Source organism: Pseudoleptotrichia goodfellowii, from assembly GCF_007990505.1.
GTDB lineage: Bacteria > Fusobacteriota > Fusobacteriia > Fusobacteriales > Leptotrichiaceae > Pseudoleptotrichia > Pseudoleptotrichia goodfellowii.
Genome location: NZ_AP019822.1, coordinates 435,129 through 450,499, shown reverse-complemented (window position 1 = coordinate 450,499; position 15,371 = coordinate 435,129). Strand labels below are relative to the sequence as shown.

Annotated in this window: 19 protein-coding genes; 1 reads left to right on the top strand and 18 read right to left on the bottom strand. The window is 30.5% G+C overall.

What is annotated here, in order from left to right:
• Positions 1-14: 14 nt before the first annotated feature.
• The 7 genes from FVE72_RS02305 to uppS all read right to left on the bottom strand — a co-directional run bounded on the left by FVE72_RS02305 (position 15) and on the right by uppS (position 6,873).
• On the bottom strand, positions 15-947 hold the full coding sequence (locus tag FVE72_RS02305) for an Abi family protein (protein WP_006806251.1): 933 nt from the start codon (positions 945-947) through the stop codon (positions 15-17).
• Between the two features lie 142 nt (positions 948-1,089).
• Positions 1,090-2,106 carry a phosphomevalonate kinase gene (locus FVE72_RS02300; protein WP_036056027.1) on the bottom strand — a complete coding sequence of 339 codons (1,017 nt, stop codon included), beginning with the start codon at positions 2,104-2,106 and terminating at the stop codon, positions 1,090-1,092.
• Positions 2,090-3,031, bottom strand: coding sequence for a diphosphomevalonate decarboxylase (gene mvaD, locus FVE72_RS02295; RefSeq protein WP_026737091.1), 942 nt, complete (start codon positions 3,029-3,031; stop codon positions 2,090-2,092). Before mvaD ends, FVE72_RS02300 begins: the two co-directional genes overlap by 17 nt.
• A complete protein-coding gene (gene mvk / locus FVE72_RS02290; protein ID WP_026737090.1) occupies positions 3,013-3,891 on the bottom strand; it encodes a mevalonate kinase in 879 nt (292 codons plus the stop codon). Before mvk ends, mvaD begins: the two co-directional genes overlap by 19 nt.
• A gap of 101 nt (positions 3,892-3,992) precedes the next feature.
• Positions 3,993-5,225: a tyrosine--tRNA ligase gene (gene tyrS, locus FVE72_RS02285; protein WP_026737089.1), complete on the bottom strand. Its 1,233-nt coding sequence runs from the start codon at positions 5,223-5,225 to the stop codon at positions 3,993-3,995.
• Positions 5,226-5,261: 36 nt separating this feature from the next.
• Complete coding sequence (locus tag FVE72_RS02280) at positions 5,262-6,188, bottom strand: phosphatidate cytidylyltransferase (RefSeq protein WP_026737088.1); 927 nt, start codon at positions 6,186-6,188, stop codon at positions 5,262-5,264.
• Entirely contained in the window at positions 6,178-6,873 is a 696-nt protein-coding gene (gene uppS, locus FVE72_RS02275; RefSeq protein ID WP_026737087.1) for a polyprenyl diphosphate synthase, read from the bottom strand. Before uppS ends, FVE72_RS02280 begins: the two co-directional genes overlap by 11 nt.
• 155 nt (positions 6,874-7,028) lie before the next feature.
• On the opposite strand from uppS, the gene nadR reads away from it, so the two are divergent.
• Positions 7,029-8,117 carry a multifunctional transcriptional regulator/nicotinamide-nucleotide adenylyltransferase/ribosylnicotinamide kinase NadR gene (nadR, locus tag FVE72_RS02270; RefSeq protein ID WP_026737086.1) on the top strand — a complete coding sequence of 363 codons (1,089 nt, stop codon included), beginning with the start codon at positions 7,029-7,031 and terminating at the stop codon, positions 8,115-8,117.
• Positions 8,118-8,164: 47 nt separating this feature from the next.
• Here nadR and FVE72_RS02265 read toward each other — a convergent pair whose 3' ends face one another.
• The 11 genes from FVE72_RS02265 to FVE72_RS02215 all read right to left on the bottom strand — a co-directional run bounded on the left by FVE72_RS02265 (position 8,165) and on the right by FVE72_RS02215 (position 15,353).
• Positions 8,165-9,115 carry a hypothetical protein gene (locus tag FVE72_RS02265; protein WP_026737085.1) on the bottom strand — a complete coding sequence of 317 codons (951 nt, stop codon included), beginning with the start codon at positions 9,113-9,115 and terminating at the stop codon, positions 8,165-8,167.
• Between the two features lie 39 nt (positions 9,116-9,154).
• Positions 9,155-9,937 carry a hypothetical protein gene (locus FVE72_RS02260; protein WP_026737084.1) on the bottom strand — a complete coding sequence of 261 codons (783 nt, stop codon included), beginning with the start codon at positions 9,935-9,937 and terminating at the stop codon, positions 9,155-9,157.
• A gap of 102 nt (positions 9,938-10,039) precedes the next feature.
• Positions 10,040-10,255: a hypothetical protein gene (locus tag FVE72_RS02255; RefSeq protein ID WP_026737083.1), complete on the bottom strand. Its 216-nt coding sequence runs from the start codon at positions 10,253-10,255 to the stop codon at positions 10,040-10,042.
• Positions 10,246-10,593 carry a hypothetical protein gene (locus tag FVE72_RS02250; RefSeq protein WP_026737082.1) on the bottom strand — a complete coding sequence of 116 codons (348 nt, stop codon included), beginning with the start codon at positions 10,591-10,593 and terminating at the stop codon, positions 10,246-10,248. Before FVE72_RS02250 ends, FVE72_RS02255 begins: the two co-directional genes overlap by 10 nt.
• Positions 10,594-10,596: 3 nt before the next feature.
• Entirely contained in the window at positions 10,597-11,157 is a 561-nt protein-coding gene (locus tag FVE72_RS02245; protein ID WP_026737081.1) for an RBBP9/YdeN family alpha/beta hydrolase, read from the bottom strand.
• Positions 11,158-11,211: 54 nt separating this feature from the next.
• A complete protein-coding gene (locus tag FVE72_RS02240) occupies positions 11,212-12,546 on the bottom strand; it encodes a HAMP domain-containing sensor histidine kinase (protein ID WP_026737080.1) in 1,335 nt (444 codons plus the stop codon).
• Positions 12,547-12,578: 32 nt separating this feature from the next.
• Positions 12,579-13,256: a response regulator transcription factor gene (locus tag FVE72_RS02235; protein WP_026737079.1), complete on the bottom strand. Its 678-nt coding sequence runs from the start codon at positions 13,254-13,256 to the stop codon at positions 12,579-12,581.
• A 130-nt stretch (positions 13,257-13,386) separates the two neighbouring features.
• Positions 13,387-13,713 carry a PepSY domain-containing protein gene (locus tag FVE72_RS02230; RefSeq protein ID WP_026737078.1) on the bottom strand — a complete coding sequence of 109 codons (327 nt, stop codon included), beginning with the start codon at positions 13,711-13,713 and terminating at the stop codon, positions 13,387-13,389.
• A gap of 80 nt (positions 13,714-13,793) precedes the next feature.
• Entirely contained in the window at positions 13,794-14,159 is a 366-nt protein-coding gene (locus tag FVE72_RS02225) for a PepSY domain-containing protein (RefSeq protein ID WP_026737077.1), read from the bottom strand.
• A 76-nt stretch (positions 14,160-14,235) separates the two neighbouring features.
• Positions 14,236-14,595, bottom strand: a complete 360-nt coding sequence (locus FVE72_RS02220; protein ID WP_026737076.1) for a PepSY domain-containing protein — start codon at positions 14,593-14,595, stop codon at positions 14,236-14,238.
• Positions 14,596-14,798: 203 nt separating this feature from the next.
• Entirely contained in the window at positions 14,799-15,353 is a 555-nt protein-coding gene (locus FVE72_RS02215) for a sugar O-acetyltransferase (RefSeq protein ID WP_026737075.1), read from the bottom strand.
• Positions 15,354-15,371 lie beyond the last annotated feature (18 nt).

Below are 15,371 nucleotides of genomic sequence, written 5' to 3'. Positions count from 1 at the left end.
TCCTTTCTATAATTTTATTTATGCCAATTTACAGGAAAATCCATTTCTATTAAAATACTGTTTATATTAATAACATTTTCCAAATCTTCTTCCAAGACGATTATTATATTTTTTAAATTTTCTGTAAGCTTGTCATATTCTTTTCTGGACAAAAAGAATTTTAATCCTTCATAAATGGTAAAAAGCTTTTGTCTTTTATTATTTGTTAAAACAGGACTTTTTTTAATATTAATCGTTCTTTTGGAAGAATAATTATATAATCTCTCATTATGTGCTGTTACATTTCTAAAAATAGAAGCAGTAGATAAAAAACTTTTTATAAAAGATGGAGAAATAGCAACTAAATTATTATACTCTACTTTGTATAAATTTTGAAAATGAGAACTTATTTTATCGTGTATTTCAGTTTTTAGACAAAAATATAATTTGCTAATATCTCCAAAAGTTAAATAATGTACTATAATCCAAAAGGGTATATTGTCTTTTGTGGTATTATAGTGTTTTATTATAATCTTTTCATTATCTTTTTTTATATTATTCAAAGTTTTGATTAAGTAAGAAATATAATGAATATTTTTATTTTCATGTCCTGTATTATAATTTTTCGGTAAGAGATAAGGATTTTTTTCTATTTGACCGTATACTTCCGAAAAATAGTAAGCAATAACCGTTTTAAAAAATTTTTCTAACTCTGTAAGATATTCAAAAAACAAAATTCTCAACTTTTTATCAAAGTCATGCAATGCTTTTAAATGTTTAAAACTGATATTCAGAATATATGTATCTTCTCCTTTTGAATTTTTGCCCAAGATAAAAGGTTTTTTATAAAAATTTACAATAGAATAATAATTATATCTCATCAAGATAGAAATAGTTTCATTATCTACAATCATACGATTGAATAATATATTTCTTTGTTCCTCAAAAGTTTTAAATGGCTGATCCATAAATCCCCCTCTCCGGATATGTAAAAAAGCCCTTTAAAGGGGCTTTTTATACAGCCTGTATCGACTTCTTAAAAAAATCATTGATACAGTACGATCCATTGTTAGTATAATGATACCCTTTTTTTTATAATTTGTCAACTATTTATAATCTCCCCCTGTACAACAAAACAATACCCTTTTTTTCCCATTTTTCTATAACAGTTTTTGTGTCATTTTTATTAAAAGATATTGCTATTCCGCAATCTCCTCCTCCGGCACCGCTGCTTTTTGCACACATATCCAGTTCTTTTGCAGCATTCACAAGTTCAGTCAACTCATTGCTGTAGATTGAAGAATCCAGATTTTTCAATAAATCTCCGCTTTTAATAACTGCTTCTTTTATTAACTCTTTATTTCCCGACTTTATTCCTTTTATAATATTTTTTACATTTTCATCGGATTTTTCCAAAAAATCTTTATTTATAGACTTTTTCACATTATTTATCATATCTTTGGAAATAGCGGGTTTTCCTGTCCAACCTACTAAAAATTCATAGTCATGCTTGCATTTCAGCACTTCTATTTTGTATCCCCAGTCGCTATTAATAACCTTTTCAAAAGTTTCATTTTCAATTTTTTCTTTTATTTTTTCTCTGTCAAAAGAAATATAAGCTACAAGTTCTTCATAAGCAATGCATGCCAAATCTCCCATAGAGCCGTTATCTCCTCTTTTTAAAAGAACATAAGCAGCCAATTTGAAAATTGTGTCTTTGGAAATACAATATTTATGAAGTCTCACCATAGCCTTTATTGTGAGTATTACAACACTTCCGCTTGAGCCTATACCGTATTTTTTACCTTCTTTTTCCATTTTTCCTGTTATATTAAGTTCAAAAGGCTTTGTATCTATACTTTTTATGTGCAGATATTTATTCACAACATTTACAGTTTCCTGTATTAAACTGTAGTTTTCATCATGCTCTAACGATACAGAGTAATTATACATATCCGAATATATTTTATATTTTTCGGAAAATCTTATTTGTGCATTCATGTAAATGTTCACATTCTTTACAATCGCTGTCAATCCCGGTGTCAATATAGCGTATTCTCCCGCTATATAGAGCTTTCCGCAAGCCTTTTCTTCTACAAAATCAGTATTATTAATCGTTATTTTCATCGGTAATCACCTTTGTTTTTGAAGCAATTATCTTGTATTTTTTTCCTAACACATATTTCAACTTTTCAAAATCTTTTTCAAGACACAACACTTTCACATTAGGACCTGCATCCATTGTAAAATAGCACTTTTCTCCGCTCTTTCTCAATTTTTTTACAAATTCCATAGCTTCTCTGCTTTTATCCGTCAAATATGAAAACGGAGGATTTGCGTAAAGTGTCGTTTCGTGCATTGCCAAGGCATTTTTCTCCGTCAACTCTCCAACTTTTTCAAAATTATTTTCAGCAAGTGCTTTTTTCATTTCTTCATATTCAATTTCGGAATTTTTTATCCATTTATCAAATATCGTTGAAGTTTCTCCACAAAGTTTCATTCCTTCACGACTTGATATTATTTTCTTTTCTTCATTCAATACAAGCATTATCATCGCTAATTTTAGATCGGTTTTTATTTCGTATATTTCTCCAGTGTCCTTATCCCAGGCCCCTATCGGTCCGAAAAAACTTCTCGCTGACGAGCCTGAGCCGTATTTGGAGATTCGGGCAAGTTCCGTTCTTGTCATATTTTTCCTGAAAAGTTTATTACAGGCTTTTATAAGTGCCGACAATCCGCTCGAACTTGAAGAAAGTCCGGCTTCAGTAGGCATATTATTTTCACTTTTTATCAATACTTTCTGTTCCTTATTTTCTCTGAACAGATCCACTACTTTACTTATTTTTTCTGTCTGTTTACTATCCTGCAGCACTCCATTGAGATAAAATACATCTGTTTCAGACTCGATAAAACTTATTTCAGTGTCTGTATACATATTTTCAAGGGTTAGAGATATGCTGCTTGTTGCGGGAATCATATTTTTCGCATCTTTTTTTCCCCAATATTTTATAATTGCTATATTTGCATAGGATCTTACAGATTTTGTATCCATGTGTTCAATGCTCCTTTTTCAACCAATATTTTTGCTGTTTCTTTCGCTTTCTCTTCACTGTCTGTCAATGCTATGACGCATCCCCCTTTTCCTCCCCCTGATATCTTTGCTCCTAAAGCCCCGTTTTTCAACGCTTCTTTTACAAGCATTTCCGTTTCCTCAATATTTAATCCCAACTTTGAAAGTTCTTCGTGAGCCTTTGTCATATTCTTTCCTATATTTACAATATCTTTTTCTGATATAAATTTTTCCGTTTCATCGGTAAGCTCTCCCAATTTCAAAAGCATAGGACGGGCATTTTCTCCCATTTCACGAACTGCTGTTACAGTTTCTTTCGTTTTTCCCTGTACTCCCGAATCAGCTATTACAAGATACGCTCCCAAATTCAAATCCAAAGGGAAAAAACCTGCTCCTTTTATAAACTTTACAGCTTTTTCACTGATACATGTTCTGAAATCCAATCCGCTCGGAGTAGTATGTGCAACCATTTCTGCACGCTGCACAATTTTTTCCAGAAGTTTATCATCGATATTTTTGCCAAAATAATCAAACACTGCTCTGACTGCAGCTATACTTACTGCCGCCGAGGAGCCCATTCCTCTTTTTTCAGGTATTTGGGATATTATATTATATTTTATTTTTTCTTTTTCCTTACCTAAATATTTCATTGCCTCATAAATAGCCGTTGATAAAGTATCTTCAGGATTATGAATAAAAAAACTGTGAGAAGGTATTATTTCACACTTTACAGTTATATTTTCAAGAGGAATAGCAATAGCAGGATATCCATAAACTACCGAATGCTCCCCTATCAATATTATTTTTGAGTGTGCAGTTCCTGATCCTTTTTTTTCATTCATAATAAATCCTTCTCCATTATTTGAATATTAATGATAAAGTACAAATCAGTTATAAAACAAGGTTTTTCATAACTGATTTTTTTATAAATTCAAGATTTTCTCTACTTCACTTTAACTATTTTCTTTTTCCCCGCTCTTATTACCATTCCGCTTTGGATTTTTACAACCGCTTTTACATCTTTTACAGCTTCATCGTTTATTTTAAAACCGCCCTGTTCTACAAGTCTTCTGGCTTCACTCGTAGAGCTTAAAAGCCCTGTTTCTTTTACAAGTAAATCTACTATTCCGATTTCTTTGTATTCCAGTTCAACTTCAGGTAAATCTACATCGAGATTTTTCTTACTGAATACATTTTCAAACCATTCTCTCGCTTTTTTACTTTCTTCTTCGTTATGATATATTTTTACAACTTCTTCTCCTAACCTTTTTTTAGCTTCCATAGGATGAAGTGTACCGTTATTTATTTCTTCTTTCATCTTAGCGATTTCTTCCTGAGCCACTTCGGTTATTACTTCGTAATATCTGTACATCAAATCATCAGATACGGACATCACTTTTCCGAACATATCGTTAGGGCTGTCTTTGACACCGATATAATTATTTAGAGATTTACTCATTTTTTCCACTCCGTCAAGCCCTTCAAGAATAGGCATAATCATACACACTTGTTGTTCCTGCCCTGCATTTTTCTGTAAATCTCTTCCTCTTAAAAGATTGAACTTCTGCTCTGTCGCTCCAAGTTCCACATCGGCTCTTAATTCTACCGAGTCGTATCCCTGTAAAATCGGGTACATAAATTCTATTAACGACACAGGCTTATTTTCCGAAAGTCTTTTGGCAAAATCCTCCCTTGAAATCATTTGAGATACTGTAAACTGTGATAAAAGTCTTAGTACATCTTCAAGATTAAGTTTTTCAAGCCAATCCCCGTTATATACTACTTTTATTTTATCCAAATCAAGTATTAACGAAACCTGATCCAGATACGTTTTTATATTTTCCTGAACCTGTTCTGCAGAAAGCATTTTTCTTGTTTCGGATTTCCCTGTAGGATCCCCTATTCTTCCTGTAAATGTTCCTATAAGAAAAAATACCTGATGTCCCAAATCCTGAAACTGTTTCAATTTTCTCAAAGGCACTGCATGTCCCAAATGCAAATCCGTTCCTGAAGGATCGATTCCCAATTTTATTCTTAAAGGAGTATTTGTAGAAATAGACTTTTCAAGTTTTTTCTTAAACTCACTTTCATTAATTATTTCATCACAACCTCTTTTCAATATATCAAATTGTCTTTCCACTTCTTTTTTTATTTCCGCTTCATTAGTAAAACTCATTTTTTCCTCCTGTTTTATTTTTATTTGTTTTTTAAATTACATATGTGCCACATATTTCATAAATACGTAAACTATGGGAAGTACAAAAAGTGCACTGTCAAATCTGTCCAAAAATCCTCCATGTCCTAAAAGTAAATTTCCCGAATCTTTTATTTCCAGTTCCCTTTTTATTTTGGATTCTACCAAATCTCCCAATTCCGCAAAAATTCCTATTCCCAGAGCAAGCAGAAAAGCCTGCCATCCCAATATGGCTATATAGTTATAATCAAGGCTGCATGTTTTCGATATTAATGTTATACTGCACACAAAATTTGCTATAAATAAATATATTTTATCAAAAAACGAAATCACAAGAAACACTCCTACAATTCCTGCTATTGCTCCTTCGATAGATTTATTCGGGCTTATTTTCGGAGCAAGTCTTTGCTTGAATATTTTCCCTCCTATAAATTTCCCGACTAAATATGCCGAAATATCACATGCCCAAATCAGTATAAAAGTCATCGCAACTATGACGTTTCCATTGGGAAACTCGTATTTTATAAGGAGTATATACGAGAAGAAATACGATACATATATTATTCCGAAGAGGGTGTAAGCTATTTCAGCCATCGCTCCTTGGATTTTCACTTTCAGAATCTGTCTGAAAGCTATAAGCATCAGTGCAAATACTATAAATCCTCCCATATCGAAATTTATCTGTTGAAAAAATTTCAATCTTAAAAAGGAAAATATATTTTTGGAATTTTGCTGAAAATATATTGCCAAAGGCAGAAACAATCCCAGACCTATTCCTATTCTGTTTGCAACTTCAAATCCTTTATCTTTAAGCATTTTGTAAAATTCATGCAGAGAAACTCCTATTATTACCATTGTAAATATGAGAAACATTATATCTCCTTTTAGAAATATCCAAAGAAGAAAAGGCACAAACAATACTATTACAAATATTCTACTTAGCATTCAAACCTCCGTATCTTCTGTCTCTTTTATTAAAAGCCAGAATAGCTTTGTCATATTCTTCAGGCGTAAAATCAGGCCAGTAAACATCAGTTACGTAAAATTCCGAATAAGCGATTTCCCAAAGTAAAAAATTACTTATCCTGAATTCACCGCTTGTTCTTATTACCAGTTCGGGATCGGGAATGTCCGGTCTGTATAAATAGCCTGCAAATTCCTTCTCATCAACAGTTTCTTTTTTATCTTTTATTATTTTATTTACCGCATCGACTATTTCTTTTCTCCCGCCGTAATTAAACGCTATATTAAAAATCATTTTTTCACAATCTTCCAAATATTTTTCCGTTTCTTCAATTTTTTTCAGAAGTTTTTCGGATATATTTTCCTTCGTTCCTGTTACTAAAAGTCTGATTCCCTGTTTTTTCAAACTTTTCTTTTTTGTGTCCAGATATTTGGTAAACAGCTCCATTAATCCGTTCACTTCTTTTTCAGGCCTTTTCCAGTTTTCAGTGGAAAAAGCATAAACAGTCAAATATTTTACTCCTATTTCAATAGAATGTTCTATTATTTTTTCAAGATTAATCGCACCCTGTCTATGTCCTTCCAATCTGATTTTTCCTCTTTCTTTAGCCCATCTTCCGTTACCGTCCATTATCACAGCTACATGCTCGGGTATTTTCAAGTCCATATATATCCTCTCAAAAAAATTTATTTTTTATTATTTTGTTACCTTATTTTACCATATTTTTTCAAATTTTTAAAAATCTTTTTTGCTTTAAATTTGTTATTTTAAAATTTTATATGATATAATTAGAATAAATAATTACAAGGAAGTGAATACAAATGAAAATCGGAATTGTTGTAGGAAGATTTCTTCCCTTACATACAGGACATGTGAATTTAATACAAAGAGCAAGCGGTCTGGTTGATAAAGTTTACGTAGTAGTTTCTTATTCCGACAAAGGAGATACGGAAATGATTTCCAACTCCCGTTTTATAAAAGAGATTACGCCTAAAGACAGACTCAGATTCGTAAAACAGACTTTTAAACATCAGGATACTATTTCTTCTTTTTTGTTTGATGAAAGCAACTGTCCGCCTTTTCCCGAAGGCTGGGAAATATGGTCAAGTCTTTTAAAAAAGGAAATTGAAACGAGAGAGCCTGATATAGACTGGGAAAATGACGTTTTATTCATAAGCAACAGAAAAGATGATGCAAAATATAATTTAAAATATTTCAATGCCAAAACTGAATCCATTGATCCGGAATATCTCGAATATCCTGTAAACTCATGGGAAATCAGAGAAAATCCGAGTAAATACTGGGAATTTCTGCCTCGTGAAGTAAGAGAACATTTAATCCCGATTATTACTATTTGCGGCGGAGAAAGCAGCGGAAAAAGCGTAATGATCGACAAACTTGCCAACGCTTTCAATACTTCTTCTGCTTGGGAATACGGGCGTGAATATGTTTTTGAAAAACTTGGGGGCGATGAAGATTCTTTACAATATTCCGATTATGAAAAAATCGTGTTCGGTCATCAGTCCAACGTCCTTTATGCCGCAAGAAATGCCAACAAGTTCGCTTTAATAGATACCGACTATATAACGACTCTCGCTTTTTGCCTGACTTACGAAAAAAGAGACAATCCGATTATAAGAGAGTTTGTCCAGAATTATAAATTTGACTTGACTATACTTTTGGAAAATAATGTAAAATGGGTAAATGATGGACTTCGCTCAATAGGGGAAAGTGAACGGAGAAAAAAATTTCAGGATTTACTGAAGGAACTGTATAAAGAATACAAAATTCCTTATATTATTGTAAAATCCGATAACTACGAAAAAAGATATTTAGCCTGTAAAGAGATTATAAAAGCCTATCTGAACGGACAGGATAATTTACAGGAAATAGCCGATTCTTTTATTTAGAGTCTATAGAAAAAGTGCAAGGCAGTTGTTATACTGAATTGCACTTTTTATTTTTCAATCACTTCATAATTATGAACATACAGTGACTGTATTTCTGAATAAGATATAATTGAAATCTCCGAAAATTGTTTATATTTCTCAAATCTTTTTAATTTCAATATGTCTTCTTTCATCTCAATTATTATTCCAACTTTTGTTTCTTCATAATCTTCATTATCTATTGAAACAACTAACTTATTTTCCATGCTTATTTTTAAAATTTCAAAAAAATCAATATTTTTAAACAAATTCTTTATTTCTGTCCTTTTCATAATATTAAAATTTATGAGTTCATTTATTTCTTCTATTTTATCAATTTTTATAATTGAAAGTTGACTGTTTTCATTAAATTCTCTCTTTTCTCTAAAGATAAAATATTCTCCTATTGTTTGAACAACATTTCCGAAATATATTTCTCCCGTATTCATTACTATTTTTCTTATAGTATTCTCTCTGTCAGTTTTTACCGTGTCTTCAATTTCTTCTAAAAGTTTTATTCTTTTTATATAACTTTCTTTAATAATCTCAGTAGAAATGACTTTCATATCATCATTTACAAAATCAAAATAAAATTTATTTTCTGTCTTTTTTCTCATATAACCTGTTTCAGTGCTTTCGTCTTCCAATTCTATTGATAACAGTACTTTATTATCAATAATCTTTTTATAAAAATCTTCAATAAATTTTATTTTACATAATTCGATTTTTCTGTTTTCTTTATCTTTGTTTTTTCTCAACTCATTCAAACTGTCTATATAATCTGATTTTACAATAAGTCTGTCAATTATATCTAAGTTTACTATCTTTATACCGTTGTATTTTCCGTATATATCACAGGAATTTAAAAACAAATAATCATCTGACACTTTTATAATATTTCCGACTATAAAATCATTTTCTTTAAATCTATATACACCTATAAGATCGCTTTTATCTGTATTTTTAAGTATCTGTTTCATTTCGGTTACTCTCTTTTATTTGATATTCAATTTTATTTTTTAGTATCCTAAATACTTTTTTTCTATATTTTTATAATCTTCTTGTATTAATTCATTGAGAATTTTTTTGAATTTACCTTTTTCAATCTTATTATGATATTTTTTTCCATTATCCAGTATCAACTCGTAATTTTGTTCATTATATAATGTTTCCTCATATTTATTATTTATAGCATCCATAAGTTTATTTTGTAATATTTCTGTTTCTAATTTTTTTATTTCCCATACTCTTTCTGCTTTATCTAAATTATTAGGATAATACAGAATTTTACATTTATTCTCACCACAAAAAATTTCCCACTGGCTACCAAATTCATTTAAAGCCCTAAAAAGAAATCTTTTTGAATTATGATATTCCTCATCACTTATTAATATTTTATTTTTATAAGAAAATATATTTAATAATTCTATTTCCTCTTCGATAATGTAAGGTATAATGTATTCTTTCCGATTTATATTTATTTTTGTAATAGAATTACTGGCAATAAATATATTTTCGCTTTTTTTTATAATTTTATTTAACAGCTTTTTTATTTTTTTAATTTCATATCTGTTAACATTTCTATTATTTACCATCTTATCATTTTCATATATTTTACAATTATCTTTTCGACAACTTAACAATATTTCATTTTTTTTTGTATCAATATCCGATGACTCTTCCTCTGAAAAATTTTCATACCTACTTTTTATTTTTAATTCAAAGTTTAATTCGTTTTCCATACAGGAGATACACAAAAAAGATGTGATAATTATTAATATGATTTTTTTATCTATCCTCATATTCCTCACCTTCTTAATAATAAAGTCTATAAGTCAACTCCATTTTCAATCATATCATCTATTCTATGATATAATATGGCTTTTTAATTCTGATATTCTACGTTATTTATTGTTCTTATCTTTAATATCATTTTTTACATACTTTTTTAATACCTCTTCCGATTCATCATAAACATGAACTATCATAGACTTTTCTTTTCCTTGATAATTTACTTTTAAAACTTCTTCCGGTTCACAATTTTTCCCTTCTGAATCAAGGTAGGCTCTTGTAGGATTTTTATCAGAACAGTAAAAATTTATAAATATTCTTACTTCCATTTCTTATCCTCTTTTTTTAATTTTACTTTCACTTCTTGCCTTCCCTGCATTTCTCGGGGATAATATAATGGAGAAAAAGGCAAGCCTCCTACATCTTCTCCATTAAATATGCGTAATACCTTTTCTCTTTCTTTTCCGTTCAGTTTTACTTCTTCCACGTATACTTCCGTATCTTTATTTAGTAATCTGAATATATCGCGTCTTATTCTATCTACTTCCATATTCTCTGCCAAGTCATCTTTAGAAGTTATTGCCAGTACAATAAAAAACAAAATAAATATAAACATAAATAATAATAACACAAGCATAGATATATTAATTTTTTTCTTTACTGACATAATTTAATTCTTATTTTCTTCCAAAATCTCTTTTACCAAAGGTAATTCAGTAAATCCTTCTCTATCCAAAAAATGTCCGCCTTTTTCCACAGGATAAAATTTTCCGTTCAATTTTTCAGCAACTTTCTCGCTTAGTTTTACCGGCACAATATGGTCATCCTTTGCAGCAACTACCGCTCTAAGTTCCGCTTTTTCATTTATTTTTTTATAATCAGGTTTTTCTTTTACAAAAGGATGAAGTTCTTCAAATCCTGCAATTCCCTCATCAAATCCCGAAACAAGAATAAATCCTCCGAATCTCGGTAAATTTTTATACTCAGATAAATATTGTAATATTGTAATTGTTCCCAGGCTATGTGCAACAAAATAAGTATCTTCATTAATATTTTTTATATTTTCCCTCATTGTTTCAAGCCACTTATCAAACTTAGGATGTTCCGAATCAGGCATTTCAAGCACTGAAACCTTCCAGTTTTTTTCTTCCATTACTTTTTTCAGCCACGGGAACCAGTGTTTTTCAGGCGAAGCTCCGTAACCGTGTATTATATAAAGTTGTTTAGTCATTTACAGCCTCCTTAAAATATTATAACAAAATTATATCACACTCTCTTTTATAATTCAACACTTTTTGAACTTTACTGTAAATTTTGCTCCTTCATTCAATTCACTTTCAACATTTATAGTTGCATTATGATTTTCCACAATTTTTGAAACAAGAGAAAGTCCCAATCCGAATCCTTTATTTATTTTTTTATTTCTTGAATCGTTTACCTGATAAAATCTTCTCCAAATCAGTTCTTTTTCTTTTTCGGATATTCCGATACCATTATCCTTTACTTCGAGAACACAGTTTTCATCTTCGGAATACAGCTTCACATTTATTTTATCTTTTGTAAATTTCATTGCATTATTCAAAAGATTATCCAAAAGTCTTTCGATCATAATTTTATCTCCGTTTATCGAAAGATTTTTTTCTATTTCCGGGAAAATTTTTATATTTTTTTCTTCCAGTAAATTTTTATAATCTCCCAATATTTTTTCAGTTATTTCGGAAAAATCTATTTTTTCAGGCAAAATACTAATCTGTTTTTCTATTTTCGATAATTCCATAATCTGATTTATAAGCTCCGACATTCTTTTTGCCTGTCTTTGAATAACCCCGAAAGAATCTTTTGCTTCTTCCATATTATCTACATATTCAAGTGAATACTGACTTTCTGTAAGTATAACGCTGACAGGTGTTCTCAGTTCGTGAGATACGTCCGAACTGAACTGTTTTTCACGCAAATAAAAGTTTTCCAATGAATTTAACATTTCATTGAAAGTATTTGCCATTTTATGTATTTCGTCTTTTCCGTCATCTATATCTATTCTTTTGGAAAAATTACCGTTTTTACTTATTTCAAGAGCTGTATCCGAGATTTTCGCTACAGGTTTCAACGTCTTTTTTACAATTCTGTATCCTCCGTAAACGATAATTACTAACAGTATCGGACTTAAAACAGTCAATATTAAAAATAATTTATTTATCTCATCGGACATTTTTCTTACAGGAATTATTCCTCTAATCCAATCTCCGTCAGAATTATTCATTTTTCTGTCATAATAATAAAATTTTTCACCATTTTTTTCGTATGCACCTATTGTGTCTTCTTCAAGCTTCAATGTCAAATCAAATCCTCTGGGCGACATTCCGCCCGACTCTATTCCTTCATTATTATATCTGACAAAATAAATTCCGTCATCAAAGTCGTCAAAGTCATTATCTGAAATCAGCTCATTTACTGCCTCTGTTAATTCTCTCTGATTTTTATCTTTGCTTATTTTGTCTGTAACTGTAAAAGATATAATCAGCATTGCCGACATCAATATTATTACAAATGTCGTATACCAAAGAGTTATTTTTACAGTTATCGGTAAATTTCCCCAAATTTTTGTAACTTTTTTTCCCATATTCATTGCCTCTTATTATAATTTTCTGATTTTTATTCATCTTCTTCTTTTACAACATAGCCCATTCCTCTTTTTGTAAAAATAATCTGTTTTTCATCTCCTATGTCTATTTTTTTTCTTATATTTTTTATAAGAACATCTATTATATTTGAATCTCCTTCATATTCATAGCCCCAAACACGTTCTATAATCTGATCTCTGCTCAAAATCCTGTTTTTTCTTTGTACAAGATATTCTAAAATTTCGTACTCTTTCCCTGTGAGATCTATTTTTTTCCCGGCTCTTGTAACAGATTTTTCAGTAGTATCCAAAATCAGGTCTTTCACTTCGATTTTATTCGAACTGTTTCCGAATTTTCTTCTGACAACGGCTCTTATTCTCGCCGAAAGCTCATTAAAGTCAAAAGGCTTTACAAGATAATCGTCAGCTCCCATATCAAGGCCCTTTACTTTATCCTCTGCACTGTCCCTTGCCGTCAGCATTAAAACGGAAGTATTGTTTCCTTTGTTTCTCAGTTCTTTTACAACTTCAAATCCGTTTATTTTAGGCATCATAACATCCAAAATGACCAAATCGTATTCTCCGTATTCCAAATACTCAAGTGCTTCTTCCCCGTCAAATACGCCGTCTACGCTATGACCGTTCTTTTTCAGATATTTTGTAACAATATTATTCAAATCTATTTCATCTTCAACAAATAAAATCTTCATTTTCCGATTACTCCTTCCGTTTATTCCGATACACAACTATACCATAAAACCGACAAAATTAAAAGAAAGTTAATTGACAATAATGAATTTTCAAATAACCCTCTTAATAATAATATCTATAAAATGTTTATTAATCTCTGTCTACGTGCCATTTTAAAACTTCTCCTGTTACTGCATCTATATCAAAATCGTATTCCAATCCTTTGTAGTATATTTCTCCTTCGTACACCATTCTTCCGTGATCTCTGTCAAGTTCCATTTCCACTATGTTGCTTTCATTTGCTCCCGGTACTTCTTTTAACGCTATGGCTTTTGCTCTGCTTTCAGTTATTACTTGGGAATTTGTGCTGTTTACAGCATACTGAGAAACTTTATTTGAATTTTCCCTATAAGCAAACCCTAACACTCCGAACATTGCCAATCCTAATACTACCAATTTTAAATTTTTGTTTTTCATTTTTATCTTCTCCTTCTGAATTTTATTTTTTATTTTTTGCTTAAATTTATTATATAATACTTTTATGAATCTAAAATGAATTAATAATTTCTGTTTTTAGCTTTTTTCATTTTCCATTTTACAATTTCGCCTGATGTCGCATCTATATCAAATTCGTATTTTGTATTGTTGTAACGTATTTCTGTTTCATATACCATTCTTCCGTCTTCTCTGTCCAAGTGAACTTCGGTTACATGGCTGTCATTTGCTCCTGGCACTTTTTTCAAAGCTATCTCTTTAGCTCTTGCAACTCCTATATAACTTCCTGCTGTAACATTTCTTACCTGAGCTTCAACATCTCTGTTTCCTGTTTTGCTGTTTCTTGATTTACTCGCTGAATTTGCAGTTCCTGCAACTCCCAGCATCATAATTCCCAATATCATTACGTTTAATATTCTGTTTTTCATATTTCTTCTCCTTCAATTTTTATTTTTTCTCTTAACTTGAACTTATTATATATCACTTTTATGAATCTAAAATGAATTAATAATTTTTATAATAAGTTTTTACTTCTTTTTTCAAAATTTCTCCTGTTGTTGCATCTATATCAAATTCGTGTTCTGTATTGTTATACTGTATTTCTATTTCGTATATCATTCTTCCGTGTTCCCTGTCCAGTTCCATTTCTGTGATATTGCTTTCATTTGCTCCCGGAACTTCTTTTAATGCTATGGCTTCTACTCTTTCTTTCATTATTACCTGTGTATTTTGTGTATTTGCTCCGTTGTTCACTACATACTCTGTTTTATTTGAAACGTTATTTCTGCTCACACCGTATGCGATTCCCAAAATTCCTAACATTCCTATTCCCAATACTGCAAGTTTTAAAGTTTTGCTTTTCATTTTACATCTCTCCTTATAATTTTATTTTTATATTTTTTTGTTTTCCCTCTTAACTTGAGCTTATTATAAATTACTTTTATGAATATAAAATGAATTGAAAAAATTTTTTTATCAAAATATAAAAATGTGAGAATTTTACCGTCCTCACATTCTTTATAATAAGTATTTACAAAAACCGATCATTTTCAAATACTGCATTTTATTTATAATTTTTTTATTACTCTGCAGGGATTTCCTACGGCAACTACATTATCAGGAATGTCTTTTGTTACAACACTTCCTGCACCTATTACCGTATTATTGCCGATTGTAACACCCGGCAGCACACTCACTCCCGCTCCTATCCAGACATTATTTCCCACTTTAATAGGATGGGCATATTCAAGTCCTGCGTTTCTGCTCTCTGTATCAAGGGGATGTCCTGCAGTGTAAAATCCGCAATTCGGTGCAATAAATACATTATCTCCGAAAGTTACTTTGCCTCCGTCCAGTATAATCATATTATGATTGGCATAAAAATTTTCTCCTATCTCAATATTGTATCCATAATCACACCAAAAAGGAGCGACAATCATAAAATTTTTTTCTGTTTTTCCTAAAATTTTTCTCATAACCTCTCTTTGCTTTTCCTCCTGAGAAGGATAAATCTGATTGTATTCATAGCACAAATCTTTAGCTTTTCTTCTTTCTTCTGCAAGTTCTTCATTATAATTGGCATCGTAAATCATTCCCGCCAACATTTTTTCTTTTTCTGTCATATAATTCCTTTCGTACGA